General features: G+C 63.8%; 18 protein-coding genes. 13 read left to right on the top strand and 5 right to left on the bottom strand.

All coding sequences use genetic code 11. The annotated features are described in order from the left end of the window. The first annotated feature begins 57 nt into the window (after positions 1-57). The 5 genes from AC1DB0_RS03550 (at position 58) to AC1DB0_RS03530 (ending at position 4,911) form a co-directional block, all read left to right on the top strand. Positions 58-1,203, top strand: a complete 1,146-nt coding sequence (locus tag AC1DB0_RS03550) for a branched-chain amino acid ABC transporter substrate-binding protein (RefSeq protein WP_054424990.1) — start codon at positions 58-60, stop codon at positions 1,201-1,203. 156 nt (positions 1,204-1,359) lie between these two features. Next, a complete protein-coding gene (locus AC1DB0_RS03545; protein ID WP_054424991.1) occupies positions 1,360-2,289 on the top strand; it encodes a branched-chain amino acid ABC transporter permease in 930 nt (309 codons plus the stop codon). Beyond that, entirely contained in the window at positions 2,286-3,374 is a 1,089-nt protein-coding gene (locus AC1DB0_RS03540; protein WP_447578135.1) for an ABC transporter permease subunit, read from the top strand. The genes AC1DB0_RS03545 and AC1DB0_RS03540 overlap by 4 nt, the downstream gene beginning before the upstream one ends. Then, positions 3,371-4,174: an ABC transporter ATP-binding protein gene (locus tag AC1DB0_RS03535; RefSeq protein ID WP_054424995.1), complete on the top strand. Its 804-nt coding sequence runs from the start codon at positions 3,371-3,373 to the stop codon at positions 4,172-4,174. The genes AC1DB0_RS03540 and AC1DB0_RS03535 overlap by 4 nt, the downstream gene beginning before the upstream one ends. Next, positions 4,171-4,911 (top strand): ABC transporter ATP-binding protein, encoded by a 741-nt coding sequence (locus AC1DB0_RS03530; protein ID WP_054424997.1) that lies wholly within the window; start codon positions 4,171-4,173, stop codon positions 4,909-4,911. The genes AC1DB0_RS03535 and AC1DB0_RS03530 overlap by 4 nt, the downstream gene beginning before the upstream one ends. Before the next feature lie 160 nt (positions 4,912-5,071). Here AC1DB0_RS03530 and AC1DB0_RS03525 read toward each other — a convergent pair whose 3' ends face one another. Then, positions 5,072-6,355, bottom strand: coding sequence for an MFS transporter (locus AC1DB0_RS03525; protein WP_175169368.1), 1,284 nt, complete (start codon positions 6,353-6,355; stop codon positions 5,072-5,074). A gap of 126 nt (positions 6,356-6,481) precedes the next feature. Here AC1DB0_RS03525 and AC1DB0_RS03520 point away from each other — a divergent pair, with 126 nt between their 5' ends. After that, positions 6,482-7,099 carry a TetR/AcrR family transcriptional regulator gene (locus AC1DB0_RS03520; protein WP_476758600.1) on the top strand — a complete coding sequence of 206 codons (618 nt, stop codon included), beginning with the start codon at positions 6,482-6,484 and terminating at the stop codon, positions 7,097-7,099. 180 nt (positions 7,100-7,279) lie between these two features. Next, entirely contained in the window at positions 7,280-7,501 is a 222-nt protein-coding gene (locus tag AC1DB0_RS03515; protein ID WP_342065916.1) for an XRE family transcriptional regulator, read from the top strand. A 77-nt stretch (positions 7,502-7,578) separates the two neighbouring features. Here AC1DB0_RS03515 and AC1DB0_RS03510 read toward each other — a convergent pair whose 3' ends face one another. Continuing rightward, on the bottom strand, positions 7,579-8,868 hold the full coding sequence (locus AC1DB0_RS03510; RefSeq protein WP_054425005.1) for an Nramp family divalent metal transporter: 1,290 nt from the start codon (positions 8,866-8,868) through the stop codon (positions 7,579-7,581). A 152-nt stretch (positions 8,869-9,020) separates the two neighbouring features. Further along, the gene (locus AC1DB0_RS03505; protein WP_054425007.1) at positions 9,021-9,446 is read right to left on the bottom strand and encodes an OsmC family protein; all 426 of its coding nucleotides are present in this window, start codon (positions 9,444-9,446) and stop codon (positions 9,021-9,023) included. Between the two features lie 292 nt (positions 9,447-9,738). On the opposite strand from AC1DB0_RS03505, the gene AC1DB0_RS03500 reads away from it, so the two are divergent. The 6 genes from AC1DB0_RS03500 to AC1DB0_RS03475 all read left to right on the top strand — a co-directional run bounded on the left by AC1DB0_RS03500 (position 9,739) and on the right by AC1DB0_RS03475 (position 15,333). Continuing rightward, on the top strand, positions 9,739-10,893 hold the full coding sequence (locus AC1DB0_RS03500) for an ABC transporter substrate-binding protein (protein ID WP_476756576.1): 1,155 nt from the start codon (positions 9,739-9,741) through the stop codon (positions 10,891-10,893). Positions 10,894-11,072: 179 nt separating this feature from the next. Continuing rightward, positions 11,073-11,987 carry an ectoine/hydroxyectoine ABC transporter substrate-binding protein EhuB gene (gene ehuB / locus AC1DB0_RS03495; RefSeq protein ID WP_082387143.1) on the top strand — a complete coding sequence of 305 codons (915 nt, stop codon included), beginning with the start codon at positions 11,073-11,075 and terminating at the stop codon, positions 11,985-11,987. Between the two features lie 12 nt (positions 11,988-11,999). After that, entirely contained in the window at positions 12,000-12,653 is a 654-nt protein-coding gene (ehuC, locus tag AC1DB0_RS03490; RefSeq protein WP_054425014.1) for an ectoine/hydroxyectoine ABC transporter permease subunit EhuC, read from the top strand. Continuing rightward, complete coding sequence (gene ehuD, locus AC1DB0_RS03485; RefSeq protein WP_342065913.1) at positions 12,650-13,321, top strand: ectoine/hydroxyectoine ABC transporter permease subunit EhuD; 672 nt, start codon at positions 12,650-12,652, stop codon at positions 13,319-13,321. Before ehuC ends, ehuD begins: the two co-directional genes overlap by 4 nt. Next, the gene (gene ehuA / locus AC1DB0_RS03480; protein ID WP_054425018.1) at positions 13,318-14,088 is read left to right on the top strand and encodes an ectoine/hydroxyectoine ABC transporter ATP-binding protein EhuA; all 771 of its coding nucleotides are present in this window, start codon (positions 13,318-13,320) and stop codon (positions 14,086-14,088) included. The genes ehuD and ehuA overlap by 4 nt, the downstream gene beginning before the upstream one ends. A gap of 132 nt (positions 14,089-14,220) precedes the next feature. Further along, positions 14,221-15,333, top strand: coding sequence for an NADH:flavin oxidoreductase/NADH oxidase (locus tag AC1DB0_RS03475; protein WP_476756577.1), 1,113 nt, complete (start codon positions 14,221-14,223; stop codon positions 15,331-15,333). 72 nt (positions 15,334-15,405) lie between these two features. Here the strand turns inward: AC1DB0_RS03475 and AC1DB0_RS03470 are convergent, their stop codons facing one another. Both AC1DB0_RS03470 and AC1DB0_RS03465 read right to left on the bottom strand, forming a co-directional pair. Beyond that, on the bottom strand, positions 15,406-16,056 hold the full coding sequence (locus AC1DB0_RS03470; RefSeq protein ID WP_054425020.1) for a dUTPase: 651 nt from the start codon (positions 16,054-16,056) through the stop codon (positions 15,406-15,408). Between the two features lie 136 nt (positions 16,057-16,192). Further along, positions 16,193-16,726 carry a hypothetical protein gene (locus AC1DB0_RS03465; protein ID WP_175169360.1) on the bottom strand — a complete coding sequence of 178 codons (534 nt, stop codon included), beginning with the start codon at positions 16,724-16,726 and terminating at the stop codon, positions 16,193-16,195.

The following is a 16,726-nucleotide window of genomic DNA, read 5'->3' as shown; positions in this document are numbered from 1 at the left end:
GCCTTAAGTGCTAGAACAAGTACACGGCCAGTAGTCCGACATCCCGGAGGATTCCCCATGAAGTTCCGCACCACTTTGAAGCTTCTCGCCGCCAGCGTTGCTGCTGTTGGCATGACGGCCGCCGCACAGGCTGCCGATATCAAACTCGGTTTCGCCGCGCCCCTGACCGGTCCGCAATCGCACTACGGCGAAGACATGCAGAACGGCCTGAATCTGGCGCTGGAAGAGGCCAACAAGAAGGGCATCAAGGTTGACGGCCAGCCCGCCAAGTTCGTGCTGGTGTCGCGTGATGATCAAGCCGACCCGCGCGTTGGCGTGCAGGTGGCGCAGCAACTGGTCGACCAGGACGTCGTCGGCATTCTGGGCCACTTCAATTCGGGCACGACCATCCCCGCATCGCGTGTTTACCATGAAGCCGGTCTGCCCCAGATCGCCATGGCCACGTCGCCGGAATACACCAAGCAAGGCTACGAAACCACGTTCCGCATGATGACCAGCGACACCCAGCAGGGCGCCGCGGTGGGCAAGTTCATGGTGCAGAACCTGAAGGCCAAGAAGGTTGCGATCATCGATGACCGCACCGCTTACGGCCAAGGCCTGGCCGATGAAGTCGAAAAGGCCGTGAAGGCCGCCGGTGGCGAAGTGGTCCGCCGCGAATACACCACCGACAAGGCGAACGACTTCACCGCCATCCTGACCAACATCAAGGGCGCGGCGCCCGACGCCATCTTCTACGGCGGCCTGGATGCGCAGTCTGGTCCCATGAAGCGCCAGCTGGCCACGCTGGGCCTGAAGGCGCCGCTGGTCTCCGGTGAAATGACCCGCAGCGACACCTTCATCAAGCTGGCGGGCGACGCTGCCGACGGCACCTTTGCCTCGCTGGCCGGCGTGCCGCTGGACAAGATGACCGCAGGCAAGGACTTCGAGCAGCGCTATCAGGCGCGCTTCAAGAAGGCCCCCGGCGTCTACGCACCGTACGCGTATGACGGCGCATGGAACATGATCACGGCCATCGAACAGGCCGGTTCCGCCAAGCCCGAGAAGTACCTGCCCGTGCTGGCCAAGCTTGACCGCAAGGGCGCCACCAGCGAGCACATTTCCTACGACGCCAAGGGCGATCTGAAGGAAATCTCGGTCACCATCTACGAAGTCAAAAACGGCAAGTGGGAGATGGTTGAAACGATGGTCAGCCAGGCCAACTAAGGCCGGTTGAACGCAGGGTGGGCCCGGCGTTGCCGGGGGCCACCCGCTCCGTCCGCCCACGCCGACCGGCGTGGCGGCGCGCGCACCGCACCCGGCCCATGATGGCTCGGGCCGCGTGTCCGGCGCGATTTTTCCAGGCTTATTTCCGCGGCCCCTATGGATATCTTCATTCAACAACTGATTAACGGCGTCACGCTAGGCAGCGTGTACGCCCTGGTCGCCCTTGGCTACACCATGGTGTACGGCATCATCGGGCTGATCAACTTCGCGCATGGCGATGTCGTCATGATTGGCGCAATGGCGGCCACGACGATCGCCATTTCGCTGGTGGGCGGCGACCCTGGCGTGTCCGCCTTCGTGGTGCTGGGCGTAGGCCTGCTGGTGTCCGTGCCGCTGTGCATGGCGGTGGGCTGGACGGCCGAGCGCGTGGCGTACCGGCCGCTGCGCCGCGCGCCGCGCCTGGCTGCGCTGATCACGGCAATTGGCGTGTCCATCATTTTGCAGAACGTGGCGATGATGGCCTGGGGCCGCAACTATCTGAACTTTCCGCAGGTGCTGTCGCCGCGCGTGTTCGAGTTTGCTGGCGCCCGCATGAGCACCTTGCAGATCGCCATTGTGGTGATTGCATCGCTGATCATGGGCGGCTTGCTGGCGATTGTGCACAAGACCCGTCTTGGCACGGCCATGCGCGCCACCGCGCAGAACCGCGAGGTAGCGGGCCTGATGGGCGTGAACATCAACACCGTGATTTCGGCGGCGTTCCTGATCGGCTCGGCGCTGGCCGCGGTGGCGGGCATGATGGTCGCCACCTACTACGGCGTGTCGCAATACACCATGGGCTTCATGCTGGGCCTGAAGGCGTTCACGGCCGCCGTGCTGGGCGGCATCGGCAACATGGTGGGCGCAATGGCGGGCGGCTTGCTGCTGGGCATTATTGAATCGCTGGGCGCAGGCTACATCGGCGACATCACCGGCGGCTTCTTGGGCAGCCATTACCAGGACGTGTTTGCGTTCTTCGTGCTGGTGCTGGTGCTGATCTTCCGTCCGTCGGGCCTGCTGGGCGAACGCGTGGGAGACCGCGCATGAGCACCTCCTTGAAAAACAGCGGGCTGTCGACCCGCAACCTGGTCGGCATTGCGCTGATCGGCATTGTGCTGGCGGTGCTGCCCTTTGTGATCGGCATGGCCGGGCAAAGCTGGGTGCGGATTCTGAACTTTGCGCTGCTGTATGTGATGCTGTCGCTGGGCCTGAACATCGTGGTGGGTTTCGCCGGCCTGCTGGACTTGGGCTACATCGCGTTCTACGCGGTGGGCGCTTATACGTGGGCGCTATTGGCCTCGCCGCATTTCGGGCTGCATCTGCCGTTCTGGGCGATTCTGCCGATTGCGCTGGCGGTGGCGTGCCTGTTCGGCGTCTTGCTGGGGGCGCCTACGCTGAAGTTGCGAGGCGACTATCTGGCCATCGTGACCTTGGGCTTTGGGGAAATCATCCGTATTTTCCTGAACAACCTGAACGCGCCCATCAACATCACCAACGGGCCGCAGGGCATCAACCGTATCGACACGTTCAAGGTGGGCGAATTCACCTTCGGGCGAACGGAAACCCTGATGGGCATCCGGTTCACGGGGCCAGAGAAGTACTACTACCTGCTGCTGGCGCTGACGTTGATCATCATCGTCGTGTGCGTGCGCTTGCAGAATTCGCGCATCGGGCGCGCATGGGAAGCGATTCGTGAAGACGAAATCGCGGCCAAGGCCATGGGCATCAACACGCGCAACATCAAGCTGCTGGCGTTTGCGATGGGCGCGTCGTTTGGCGGTGTGGCGGGCGCATTGTTTGCGTCGATGCAAGGCTTTGTCAGCCCCGAGAGCTTCTCGTTGATGGAGTCGATTTCGATTCTGTGCATGGTGGTGCTGGGCGGCATGGGCCATATCCCTGGCGTGATTTTGGGCGCGTTGATACTGGCCGCCTTGCCGGAGTTTCTGCGCGCGGTGGTGGAGCCCGTTCAGCACATGCTGTTTGGCGCCGTCGTGCTGGACCCTGAAGGCATACGCATGCTGCTGTTCGGCTTGGCGATGGTGTGCGTGATGTTGTTCCGCCCGGCGGGCTTGTGGCCATCGGCCGTGCGCAAGCGCGAGCTGGCGACCAAGACCCAAGGGGGTGCGGCATGAGCAAACTGCTGCAAGCGCAAGGGTTGGGCAAACGCTTTGGCGGCCTGCAAGCCTTGTCGGACGTCAGCTTCGATATCGAGCAGGGCGAGATCTACGGCCTGATCGGCCCCAACGGCGCGGGCAAGACCACGCTGTTCAACGTGCTGACGGGGCTGTACATCCCGGAAGATGGCAGCTGCACCTTCAACGGCGAATCCATGTCGGGCAAGAAGCCGCATGAAGTCGCTTTTGCGGGGCTGGCGCGCACGTTTCAGAACATCCGCTTGTTCGCCAATTTGTCGGCGATTGAAAACGTGATGATCGGCCGTCACATGCGCACGAAGGCGGGGGTGTTCGGCGCCGTGCTGCGCACGCGCGGCACGCGGGCAGAAGAGGCGGCCATCGAAGCCCGGGCGCAAGAACTGCTGGACTACGTGGGCATCGGCCATCGCGCCAATGACGTGGCGCGGTCGTTGCCGTATGGCGATCAGCGCCGCCTGGAGATTGCGCGCGCCTTGGCCACCGACCCGAAGCTGCTGGCGTTGGACGAACCGGCTGCCGGCATGAACGCGTCGGAAACAGTGGTGCTGCGCAAGCTGGTCGAGAAGATCCGCGATGACGGCGTTACCGTGCTGCTGATCGAACACGACATGAAGCTTGTCATGGGCTTGTGCGACCGCGTGCTGGTGCTGGAATACGGCAAGGTGCTGGCCATGGGCAAGCCCGCGCAAGTGCAGCGCGACCCCAAGGTCATTGAAGCGTACCTGGGCGCGGGCGCGGCCCAAGACCCGCTGATTCACAAGGAGAGCCCCGCATCATGACGGCATCCACACCCCTGTTGGAATTGCGCGGTCTGCAAGTGGCGTATGGCGGAATTCGCGCCGTGCGCGGCATTGATCTGCGTGTGGACGAAGGCGAACTCGTTTGCCTGATCGGCGCCAATGGCGCGGGCAAGAGCACGACCCTGCGCGCCATCTGCGGGCTGGTCCCGATGGCGGGCGGCGAAGTGGTCTATGCCGGCCAGTCGATCGGCGGCCAGAAGTCGCACGAGCTTGTGCGCCGCGGGCTGGTCATGGTGCCGGAAGGCCGGGGCATCTTCGGCCAGCTGACCATCGAAGAAAACCTGGCGATGGGCGCGTACATCCGGCGCGATGCCGCGCAAGTGCGCCAGGACACTGACCGCGTGTTCACGTTGTTCCCCCGCTTGGCCGAGCGCCGCAAGCAGGCGGCAGGCACCTTGTCGGGCGGCGAACAGCAGATGGTGGCGATGGGTCGCGCAATGATTGCGCGCCCCAAGCTGCTGTTGCTGGACGAACCGTCCATGGGCCTGGCGCCGCTGATGGTGGAGAAGGTCTTCGACGTGGTGCGCACCATCGCCAGCGAAGGCGTCACGATCTTGCTGATTGAACAGAACGCGCGCCTGGCGCTGGAAAACAGCCATCGCGGTTATGTGATGGAGTCGGGCGAGATCATTCTGTCGGGTCCGGCGCGCGACATGCTGCATGACCCGAAGGTGCGCGCCGCGTATCTGGGCGAAGTCGAGGAAGCGTCGGCATAGCCTTGGTATCGCGGTTCGTCAGCAATAAAAAGCCCGGCATTTTTTCAATGCCGGGCTTTTTCGTTGTCAGAGCTTGTCGTTCTCGGAGCTTGTCGTTGCCGGATCTTGTGGTTGTAGGAGCTTTACGTCGCCGGAGGTTTTCGTAATCAGCGGGCCGGATTCAGGCAGGTTGTGGCGTGACTTGCTTCTTGCCGATCCGCAGCGCGATCACCGCAGCGATCAGACCGGTCGCACCCGAGATCACAAACGCCATCAGGTAGCTGCCTTGCGCTTCGCGAATGGCCCCCGCCATCCACGCGGCGCTGGCCGCGCCCAACTGGTGGCCCGCAACGATCCAGCCAAACACGATGGCCGCATCGCGTTCGCCGAAGGCTTCGGTCGTCAGGCGCAGCGTGGGCGGCACGGTGGCAATCCAGTCCAGGCCGAAGAAGATGGCGAAGATCGACAGACTGTAGAACGAGAAGTCGGAATAGGGCAGGTAGATCAGCGACAGGCCGCGCAGCGCGTAATAGACGAAGAGCAGCTTGCGCGGGTCGTAGCGGTCAGTCAGCCAGCCGGATGCCGTGGTGCCGACCAGATCGAATACGCCCATCAGCGCCAGCAATCCGGCTGCTTGCACCTCCAGCATGCCGTGGTCGCCGCAGAGCGCGATCAGGTGCGTGCCGACGAGGCCGTTGGTGGTGAACCCACAGATGAAAAACGTGGCGAACAGGAACCAGAAGGTCGTCGTCTTCGACGCGCGGGCCAGCGCGCCGAAGGTTGCGGCCACCATGCCGGTGCGCGGTGCAGCGGGGGCGGGCGGGGCGTGCGGGTCGCTGCCGTAAGGCACCAGGCCCACGCTGGACGGGCGGTCTGGCACCAGCCACCAGGCCAGCGGCACCAGCGCGGCGGCGGCGGCTGCCACCGTCCAAACGACGCGCGTCCAGTCGCCGGATGAGGCCAGCGTGGCCAGGATGGGCAGGAACACCAGCGTGCCGCTGGCGGTGCTGGCGGTCAGTAGCCCCATCACCAGGCCGCGATGCTTGGTGAACCAGCGGTTCACAATCGTCGCGCCCAACACCGAGGCGACGGCGCCCGAACTGATGCCCGAAAACACGCCCCAGCTCATGAGCAAATGCCAGGGTTCGGTCATGTAGGCGCTGACAGCGCTGGACGCCGACATCATGATCAGCGCGCTGATCAGCACCCGGCGCAAGCCAAAGCGTTCCATCGCCGCGGCGGCAAACGGGCCAACCAGGCCGTACAGGAAAATGCCGGCGGCAGCGGCAAACGAGATCGAGCTGCGGCTCCAGCCGAAGCTTTCTTCCAGCGGCACCAGCAATACGCTGGGCGTGGAGCGCAGCCCCGCCGAGACCAGCAGCGCCAGGAAAATCACCGCGACGACGACAAAAGCGTACTTTTGGCCGGCACGCCGAAACGGGATGGGGAGGTGGGATATACTCATGTTACTGACCGGTACGTATTGGGATTTGCGAATAGTACGTACCGGTCAGTAACATCGTCAAGCGGTATTTGATTCCGCCCCGATTGATGTTGTCCGTTTGATGCATCACCTTTGAAGGAAACGTCCATGGCCAGTAAACCTTCCACCTCGTCCGGCGCCGCGCCGCAGCCCGCAGCCAAGCCGCTGCTGGCCGCCGACCGCATCCGCAAGACCGCGCGTGAAATGTTCTACCGCGATGGCATCCGCGCCGTGGGCGTCGACGCCATCGTCAACCAGGCCGGCGTGACCAAGCCCAGTCTGTACCGCAGCTTTTCGTCCAAGGACGAGCTGGCGGCCACCTATTTGCGCGATTACGACGCCGAATTCTGGGCGCGCTTTGATGGCGCGTGCGCGGCCCACCCGGGTGACCCGCGCGCGCAATTGCTGGAGTACCTGTCGGGCTTGAGCCAGCGCGCTGTGCAGAACGGCTACCGGGGCTGCGGCCTGACGAATGCGGCCGTCGAGTACCCGGAAGCGGGGCACCCGGCGCGCGCCGTGGCGGTGGAGCACAAGCTGGAGTTGCGCCGCCGCTTGAACGAGATGGCGGCGGGCATGGGGGCGGCTGACCCCGAGGCGCTGGCCGATGGCCTGCTGCTGCTGATCGAAGGCGCTTTCGTGTCGAGCCAGTTATTCGGAGAGGGCGGCCCGGCCGGACGGGTGGCGGACATGGCCGATAAGCTGATCCAGGCGCATCTAACCCGCTGAAAGCCGTATGGCGCTGCACAAGACTAGTGCTTAATGTGGTGCCGCATGCACCGTTATGGTGGTGTTTGTACCCATTGCGCAACGAACAAAATAATGGTTGAAGTTTTTATTGCAACGCAACAAACGCGGATCTAACATGAATTCGTGTTGTTCCACATCGCCTTTCTCAAGGAGAGAATCATGAGCGATACCGCGTTGAAAAATGCCCGTATGTCGGATGCGCTGGAGCGGTCCTTGATCCGCGAGGCCGTCAAAGCGGAAACCCTGTCCGGCCCGTTCAACCGTGGCATGTGGCTGCGTTTGAAAGTGCGCCTGGCCTCTTTTGGCGGCGCCGTCGGCGAAGTCCTGCACGACATGGACGCCGGCCGACAGCAACACCCGGTTGTCTCCGCCCGCCACTAAGCGCAAGCGGTCAGCCAGAAAAAACGCCAGCGATATTGCTGGCGTTTTTTTTGCGTTTTTTGCGTTTTTCCTGGCGCTTAGACCACCATGTCCACCAGCAAGTAGCCATCCAGTATCACGATGCCAACGGTGGCGCTGATGGCGGCCAATGCCCAGGCGCCACGCAGCGCGTACTGGCCCATCAGCTTTCTGCGGCAGGCCAACAGCACCAGCGGACCCAGCGCGAAGGGCAGGGCCAGGCTCAGGATGACCTGGCTAAGCACCAGCAGTTCGTCCGGGTCTTTGCCGCCCGTGAAGATCAGCAGGCCCACGGCGGCGGCGCCTGCAATCAAGCGCGTCATGAGCGCGCGGCGGCGGTCTGACCAGTTGCTGCGGATCTGAAAACCTTTGGACAGAATGCGGCCGGCCAACACGCCTGTGATCGTGGAGCTTTGGCCCGCGGCGTAGAGCGCCACGGCGAACACGATGGCGGCGCCGACGCCCAGCGTGTGYCCAATGACGGCGTGGGCATCGTCCAGGCTGGACACGATCAGGCCCGAACCCGACAACGACGCCGCCGCCACAATCATGATGGCCGAGTTGATCAGCATGGCGATGCCCAGCGACACGATGGTGTCGTTGCGGGCGACGCGCATGGCCATGTCGCGGGCGGAGTCAGGCAACGCTTTCGCGCGTTCAGCCAGCGAGCCGGAATGCAGGTACAGGTTGTGCGGCATCAGCGTCGCGCCCAGGATGCCAAGCGCGATCAGGAAACCCTGCGGGTCGCGCAGCGCGCGGCCGGTTTCCGTGACGCCGTGCGCCACGGCTGTCCAGGCAGGATTCGCCTTGAACAGCAGGAAGACGAACGACGCGGCCACCACCGCCAGCAGCAGGGCGATCACACGCTCATGGCGGTCGGCGTTGCCACGGGTGAGCGCCAGCACGGCGAACGTGCCGACGCCGGTGACGGCCACGCCCGCAATCAGCGGCAGGTTGAACAGCAAGCGCAGCGCAATGGCGCCGCCGATCAGTTCCGCCAAGGCGGTCGCCAGAATGGCCGCTTCACCCGCGAGCCATGCGGTCTTGGACCAGCCGGGAGACAAATGCTGCGCGGTCAGCGAGGCCAGGTCCTGGCCCGTGGCCAGCGCCAGGCGCGACACCAGAATCTGAAAGCCCAGCGCCAGAAAGGCGGAGGTGATGACGACCATCAGCAGGCCATAGCCGAAGCCGCTGCCGCCTGCGATGTCAGTGGCCCAGTTGCCCGGATCGATGTAGCCCACAGCCACCAGAATGCCGGAACCGACCATGCGGCGCAGGTTCGCCGACAGCTGGGCGTCTTGCGCAAGGGCGGCTTTGCCGCCTGATATCGCGTAGATGAAACCGGTCATACGACACTCCTGAGAATGGTTCTCATTTTCCAGAAGCGATCGCCGACCGTCAAATTGATTTTCAACAAGCCGGGGATAGGTCCGCCCAATGGGGGCCTGCCCCGGCTTCTGGCGCGCCCCTGGTGGACGCACCCATCTTCAACCGTTCGGGATCAAGACTTGAGCTTGGCGTCCATGGTGATCTTGGCCTTCAGCACCTTGGACACCGGGCAACCCGTTTCGGCCTTGCGCGCGGCTTCCTCGAAGGCTTGGGCGGTGGCGCCGGGAATGACGGCTTCCACGGTCAGGTGGACGGCGGTGATGGAAAAGCCATCGTCCACCTTGTCCAGCGTGACTTCGGCTTTGGTGTCCAGGCTGGTCGCAACCATGCCGGCTTCGGACAGGATATTGGACAGCGCCATGGTGAAGCAGCCCGCGTGGGCCGCGCCCAGCAGTTCTTCGGGGTTGGTGCCCGGCGTGTCGCCAAAGCGCGTGTTGAACCCGTAAGGCTGAGCCTTCAGTGCGCCGCTTTGCGTAGAGATCGTGCCCTTGCCAGTCTTCAGATCGCCCGACCAGGCGGCGGATGCGGTTTTCTTCATAGTGACTCCTTGTGAGAGGGGACGCGTCCCGTGGCGGGCGCGTCCGGTGCAGGAATGCGCACCCCGGAAAAGGGCGGTGCGCGTTGCCTGAGCGGCATCGTCGATGATACGGCGAGCCCGAGGGGCGGGCGCGGAATCCAGCGGTGCGCAACGGCAAGCCGATGTAACGGCGGGCGGCAGGCCGGCGGGCAGACATAGAACTGCCTGGCTCAGAGCCGGATGCCCGGCCTGGGCGCCATCCGCATCAGGCAAAATAACGGCATCTCTACACTCCTTCCCAAGAGCTGCTGTCATGTCTCGCAATTTTCTTCGCATCGCCTGCGCCGCCGCGCTGGTCATTCCCGCCTTGTCCGCCCATGCCGAAATCGTGATCGGCGTGGATGTGTCGACGACGGGCCCCGCCGCCGCCATCGGCATCCAGACCAATAACGCGATTCGCCTGTGGCCCAACACCCTGGGCGGCGAACCGGCGCGCTACGTGGTGCTGGACGACGGCACCGACGTCAGCCGCGCGGTGAAGAACATGCGCAAGCTCACGTCCGAAGACAAGGTGGACGCCATCGTCGGCCCCAACACCACGGCGGCCGCCTTGGCCGCGCTGGACGTGCTGGCCGAGACCAAGACGCCGATGATTGCGCTGGCCGCCTCCAGCGTCATCGTTGAACCCTTGTCCGACCCCAAGCGCGCCTGGGCGTTCAAGATGCCGCAGAACGATTCGCTGATGGCGACGGTGCTGGTCGAGGACATGAAGAAGAAGGGCCTGAAGAACGTTGCCTTCATCGGATTCGCGGATTCCTACGGCGACAGCTGGTGGAAGGAGTTCACCGCCGCCGCCGGCAACGACTTGAAGATCGTGGCGCAGGAACGCTTTCAGCGCACGGACGCATCGGTGGTGGGCCAGGCGCTGAAAGTCATCGCCGCCAAGCCGGACGCCGTGCTGATTGCGGGGGCGGGCACGCCGTCGGCCTTGCCGCAGAAGACGCTGCTGGAACGCGGCTACACCGGCGCCATCTATCAGACGCATGGCATCGGCACGCTGGAATTCCTGCAAGTGGGCGGCAAGGACGTGGAAGGCACCTTGTTCCCGACCGGCCCGGGCGTGGTGGCGCGCGAGCTGCCCGACAGCAACCCGGTCAAGAAGGTGGCCGTGGCGTTTGCCGACAAGTATGAAGGCCAGTACGGCGCCAACACGCTGACGCAGTTTGCGGGCGACGCGTACGGGGCCTGGATGCTGCTGGATTCCGCCGTGGCGCGCGCGCTGAAAACGGGCGCCAAGCCCGGCACGCCGGAGTTCCGCAGCGCTCTGCGCGACGCCCTGGAAAACACCCGCGAGCTGGTCGTGCCCAACGGCGTGCTGAATATCTCGAAGGACAACCATCAGGGGTTCGACGAGCGCGCCCGCGTGATGGGCATCGTCAAGAATGGCCGGTTCTCGTACGCGCAATAGGGCGCTTGCATGGATTTCTACGGTTCGTAACATTTGCTGACGCCCCATAGGGGATCAGTCCCTAAAAGCACGCTTAGGCCTGCTTTTTCACGCCTTAATGATTCGTATAGAAATCATTTCTTAGCGTATTATTTTTAGCGAAGCCATGTACCTAGAAATAAATACGGGAGAAATGATTCATGACCTTGCTACGATCCAGACGCTTGCTGTTGGCCCTGAGCCTGGGCGTATTGGCCGCATGTTCCGACTCGGGCGCCGACAAGGGCGCGCCTGCGGCTGGCGGTGCAGCGGCAGGCGCCGCCAATACCCTGGAAGCCGCCAAGGCGGCTGGCAAGATCCGCATCGGCTACGCCAACGAGGCGCCGTTTGCCTACATGGACAGCAAGGAAGCCAAGGTCACGGGGGAATCCGTCGAGATCGCCCGCATCGTGCTCAAGCGCATGGGCATCAACGAAGTGGAAGGCGTGCTGACCGAGTTCGGCTCGCTGATTCCGGGCTTGGCCGCCAAGCGCTTCGACATCATCGCAGCCGGCATGTACGTCACGCCCGAGCGCTGCCAGCAGGTGGCGTTTTCGGACCCGACCTACGGCGTGGGTGAAGCCTTCCTGGTGAAGCAGGGCAACCCGAAAAACCTGCACAGCTATGAAGACGTGGTGAAGAACCCCGACGCCAAACTGGGCGTGGTGGTGGGCGCCATCGAAGGCGATTACGCCCAGAAAGTGAAGATTCCGTCAGGCCAGGTGGTGGTGTTTCCCGATGCGGTCAGCGCCTTGTCCGGCGTGCAAGCCGGCCGCGCCGACGCCTATGCCGCTACCGCCCTCACCATCAATGATCTGATGGGCAAGACGCAAGACGGCAGCGGCTTGGAAAAGGCCGACCCCTTCACCGACCCGGTGATCGACGGCAAGGGCGTGCGTGGCTATGGCGCCTATGCGTTCCGCACCGACGACAAAGCGTTTGCGGATGCGTTTAACGCGGAACTGGCCAAGTTCATCGGTACCGACGAGCACAAGAAGCTGGTGGCGCCGTTTGGCTTCACCGATCAGGAGCTGCCTAACGGTGTCACCGCCGCCAAGCTCTGCGCCGGACAGTAAAGGGGGGCGCCGATGCAGCTCGTATCCGAACATATCGCGGAGCTGGTGCCGCCCCTGCTAGAGGGGCTGGTCGTCACGCTTGAAATCATGGCGGGAGCCGTTGTGCTGGCGGTGCCGCTGGCGCTGCTATCAGGCATCGGGCGGCTGTCGCCGGTGCGGCCGGTGCGCTGGCTGGCATCGATTTACGTCGAGGTCTTTCGCGGCACGTCAGCGCTGGTGCAGCTGTTCTGGTTCTATTTCGTGCTGCCGCTGTTTGGCGTGCAACTGCCTGCCATGCTGGTGGGCATTGTGGTGCTGGCGCTGAACGCGGGCGCTTATGGCGCAGAGGTGGTGCGCGGCGCCATTCGCGCCGTGCCGCCCGGCCAGCGCGAAGCGGGCGTGGCGCTGAACCTGACCCGCGCGCAAATCATGCGCCGCATCGTGGTGCCGCAGGCCATACCCGCCATGCTGCCGCCTGCCGGCAACCTGCTGATTGAACTGATGAAGAACACCGCGCTGGTGTCGCTGATCACCATCACCGACCTGACGTTCCGCGGCCAACTGCTGCGCAGCGAAACCCTGCGCACTACCGAGATCTTTACGCTGATGCTGCTGCTGTACTTCGCGGTGGCGCTGCTGATCACGGCGGGCGTGCGCATGCTTGAGCGGAGGGTTCGCGTCCGATGACACCGATATTCGATTGGTCTTTCGCACTGGAAATTCTGCCCACGCTGGGCTCGGCGCTGGTCATCACCATTGAAGCGACCGTGCTGGGCATGCTGGTCGCGGTGACCTTGGGCTTGGTCCTGGCGATGCTGCGCCGGTCGCGGCTGCGCATTGTCTCGTTGCCCACGGCGTTCGTGATCGAGTTCATCCGGAGCACGCCGCTGCTGGTGCAGATGTATTTCCTGTTTTATGTGCTGCCGCTGACTGGCGCGCAAATGTCGCCGCTGGTGACTGGGGTCATCGCGCTGGGCCTGCACTACGCCACGTATTGCGCCGAGGTCTATCGGGCGGGCATTGAAGCGGTGCCGCGCGGGCAATGGGAAGCAGCCACCGCATTGAACATGTCGCGCTGGCGCACCGCCGTCGGCGTGGTGCTGCCGCAGGCGATTCCGCCCGTGGTGCCGGCGCTGGGCAATTACCTGGTCGCCATGTTCAAGGACACGCCGCTGCTGTCGGCCATCACCGTGGTTGAACTGCTGCAGCAAAGCAAGATGATCGGGTCGGCAACGTTCCGGTACACCGAGCCCCTGACGCTCGTGGGCGTGCTGTTCCTGGCGCTGAGCCTGGTGGCGGCATGGGGTGTGCGCGGCCTGGAGGCCCGACTGCAACGATATGGAGGAAAGCGATGAGCGCCAGCTTGAACATCAAGAATCTGCACAAGCGTTACGGAGAGCTGGAGGTGCTGCGCGGCATCAATCTGGAGATTCCGGCGGGCCAGACGGTGGCCGTGATCGGGCCGTCGGGCTCCGGAAAATCCACCTTGCTGCGCGTACTGATGACGCTGGACCAGCCCACCAGCGGCGATATCGAAATTGACGGGCAGCCGATGTGGACGGACGAGCAGGGCCGGCCGGTTGGCGTCAATTCCGAACACCTGCGCCGCGTGCGGGGCAAGATCGGCATGGTGTTCCAGCACTTCAATCTGTTCCCGCACATGACGGCGCTGGGCAACACCATGGAAGCGCCGGTGCATGTGCTGGGCATGACGAAAGACCAGGCGCGCGAGCGCGCCGTGGAGTACCTGGACATGGTGGGGCTGGGCGACAAGCTGGACGTCTATCCGGCACAGCTGTCGGGTGGGCAGAAGCAGCGCGTGGGCATTGCGCGCGCGCTGGCGATGTGCCCGGAGATCATGCTGTTCGATGAAGTGACGTCGGCGCTGGACCCGGAGCTTGTCGGCGGCATTCTGCAAATTCTGCGCGACTTATCGTCCCGGCGCAGCATGACGATGATCATCGTGACGCACCAGATGAAGTTCGCCGAACGCAGCTCGGACCGCACGCTGTTCTTTGACCAGGGCAATATCGTTGAAGACGCAGAATCGTCCGTGCTGTTCAGCCAGCCCAAGGAGGCGCGCACGCGCCAGTTTCTGGATTCGGTGATCGAAGGGCAGTAGGCGGGCGATGCGTGGCGCGCCCGGCAGGCAAGGGCAAAAGGGCTGCGGTTTAACCCTGCCGGGGGCGTTGGGATTGGCTTTCCGGTCATGGGCGGTTGCTATGCTGTCGCGTTCAATCTGCTGGAGCCGCCCATGAGTCACCTGTTCAGTCCCATGTCAGTCGGTAACGTCCCACTGGCCAACCGCATCGTCATCGCGCCCATGTGCGAATACTCGGCGGAAGACGGCCGCGCTACCGATTGGCACATGATCCATCTGGGCCATCTTGCCCTGTCGGGCGCCGCGCTGCTGTTCACAGAAGCCACGGCGGTGGAAGCCGATGGCCGTATTTCTCCCGGGGATCTGGGCCTGTGGTCTGACGAAACCGAGGCTGCGCTGGGCCGCGTGGTGGCCGCCATACGCCGTTATTCGCCGATCAAGCTGGGCATCCAATTGGGCCACGCCGGCCGCAAGGCCTCAAGCGATGCGCCGTGGAATGGCGGCCAGCTGGTGCCACCCAGCGCGGGCGGCTGGCAAGGCTGGGCGCCTTCGGCCATTGCGCACAATGCATCGGAACCGCCGCCCCATGCGTTGGACGAGGCCGGCCTGGTGCGCGTGCGCGACGCCTTCGTCGATAGCGCCCGGCGTGCGATTCGTTTGGGCTTTGACGCGATTGAACTGCATGCGGCGCACGGCTATCTGCTGCATCAATTCCTGTCGCCCTTGTCGAACCAGCGTCAGGACGCCTATGGCGGCTCGCTTGAAAACCGTATGCGCTTTCCGCTGGAAGTGTTCCAGGCCGTGCGCGAGATCACGCCGGACCACGTGGCGCTGGGCGTGCGTGTGTCGGCCTCTGATTGGGTCGACGGCGGCTGGGACCTTGAACAGACCATCGCGTTTGCGCAGGAGCTGAAAGCGCGCGGCTGTGAGTTCATCGACGTATCGAGCGGCGGCGTGTCTTCGCAGCAGAAGATTCCGGTGGGGCCGAACTACCAGGTGCCGTTCGCCGACGAGATCAAGCGCCAGGTCGGCATGCCCACCATCACCGTGGGTCTCATCACCGAGGCGCAGCAAGCCGAAGACATCGTGGCGCAAGGCAAAGCGGACATGGTCGCGCTGGCGCGCGGCATGTTGTATGACCCGCGCTGGCCGTGGCATGCCGCGGCGCAGTTGGGCGGCCAGGTTACCGCGCCACATCAGTACTGGCGTTCGCAACCGCGCGATCAAAAAGATCTGTTTGGCGAAACGCGCTTCGGGCAGCGCTGATCGCAAAAGGGCAGGTCAAACAAAAACGCCGCTTTGATAGCGGCGTTTTTGTCTTGCGGGAACGCGCAGCGATTACAGGCGCGAATACGCCTGTTCCAGCTCGCGTTGCATCGCGTCGGCAAAGTCCGCGCTGGCGGGGTCCAGCTGCGACAGCAGGCGGGCCAACACCACGTTGTCTTCTTCGCCGTTCCAGATCTTGATATACGTGCCTTCCTTGTAGCCATGCTGCTGGCGGAAGATGTTCAGCACGTTCTTCGACACGTACTGCGTGTAGGCGTCGTTCCAGGTCATCTCGCACGCCGTCATGGTCTGCTCCAGCACCTTGTAGCTGGCGCGGCCGCAAACGGCCAGGCCGCCAATCAGCTCCAGCAGTTCAGGCACGGTCAGGGCGCCAAGCGCATAGGCCTTGCCGTCCAGCGTGACCGTTGCTTCCGTGGCCAGATCGGCCATCAGCGCGTTCGCGGCGCCGTCTTGCTGGCCTTGGGCCTGGACAATCGTGTGCGACAGGTAGAAGTGCAGGATGTCGACCAGTTCCATCTGCACTTGGGGCAGGTCAATGGTCTGCTTCTTCCACCACTTCCAGCCGTAGTGCTCAAGCGCCTCGGCGGACTCGACGAAGGCGGCGCGCAGGAAACGGGAACCGCCATTGACCCAGTCAGGATTGATCATGCTGTTCAAGTGGTCCTGCAACTTCAGCATCGTGGCCGCCTGGGCCTGGTTCAATCCGACAACGTTATTCACTTTCACTCCGGGGGTCTTTAGGGGTCTGCTCAATTGCGGCGGAAATGTTAGCACCAATGGTCAGCACCATTGGGTAGCCCACCATGGGTGAGCATGAATGTCCGCCAGCCTGGGCCGCTTACTTGCCGTCCTTGCGATACGACGAGGTCTTCAGCGGCGGCAGTTTGCCCATCCCATTGCGCGGTTTGCGCGCATTGCCCGCCGCCTTGAGCAGCATGAACGCGAAGAAGCCCAGGAACACGGCCGGCATCAGTTCGCCAAGCTCAAATTGGGGGCTGCGAAAGGCGCGAATCGCGATGTTCACCGCTGACCAGCCAGCCAGAATGCCGCCCACCGTCAGCACAATGCCGATCTTGCGCAGGCGTGCGCGCTGCGCCATCGACGCCTCGCCGGTGTCGGACTGCGCGGTCGAGCCGGGCGCCTGAGCGTGGGACGGGGGGGACGGCGTGCGCGACGCCGTATTGCCCCAGGGCGCGGTGGACAGGGAATCAGACGTGACGGGGGGCGGGACGGGTACGGCCACCTTGGACGAAGCCTGCCGCGACGCCTCACGCTTGTCGGGAACCCGGCCGGGCGTGACGCCGCCCGCGCGCGTCAGGTTCTCGATGTAGCGTGCGAAATCGCCGTTCTTCGGCTCCAAATCAATCGCCAT

Source organism: Achromobacter sp. 10T422, assembly GCF_056394065.1.
Note: the sequence above shows the minus strand (reverse complement) of the source record. Positions and strands in the feature narration are given on the sequence as shown.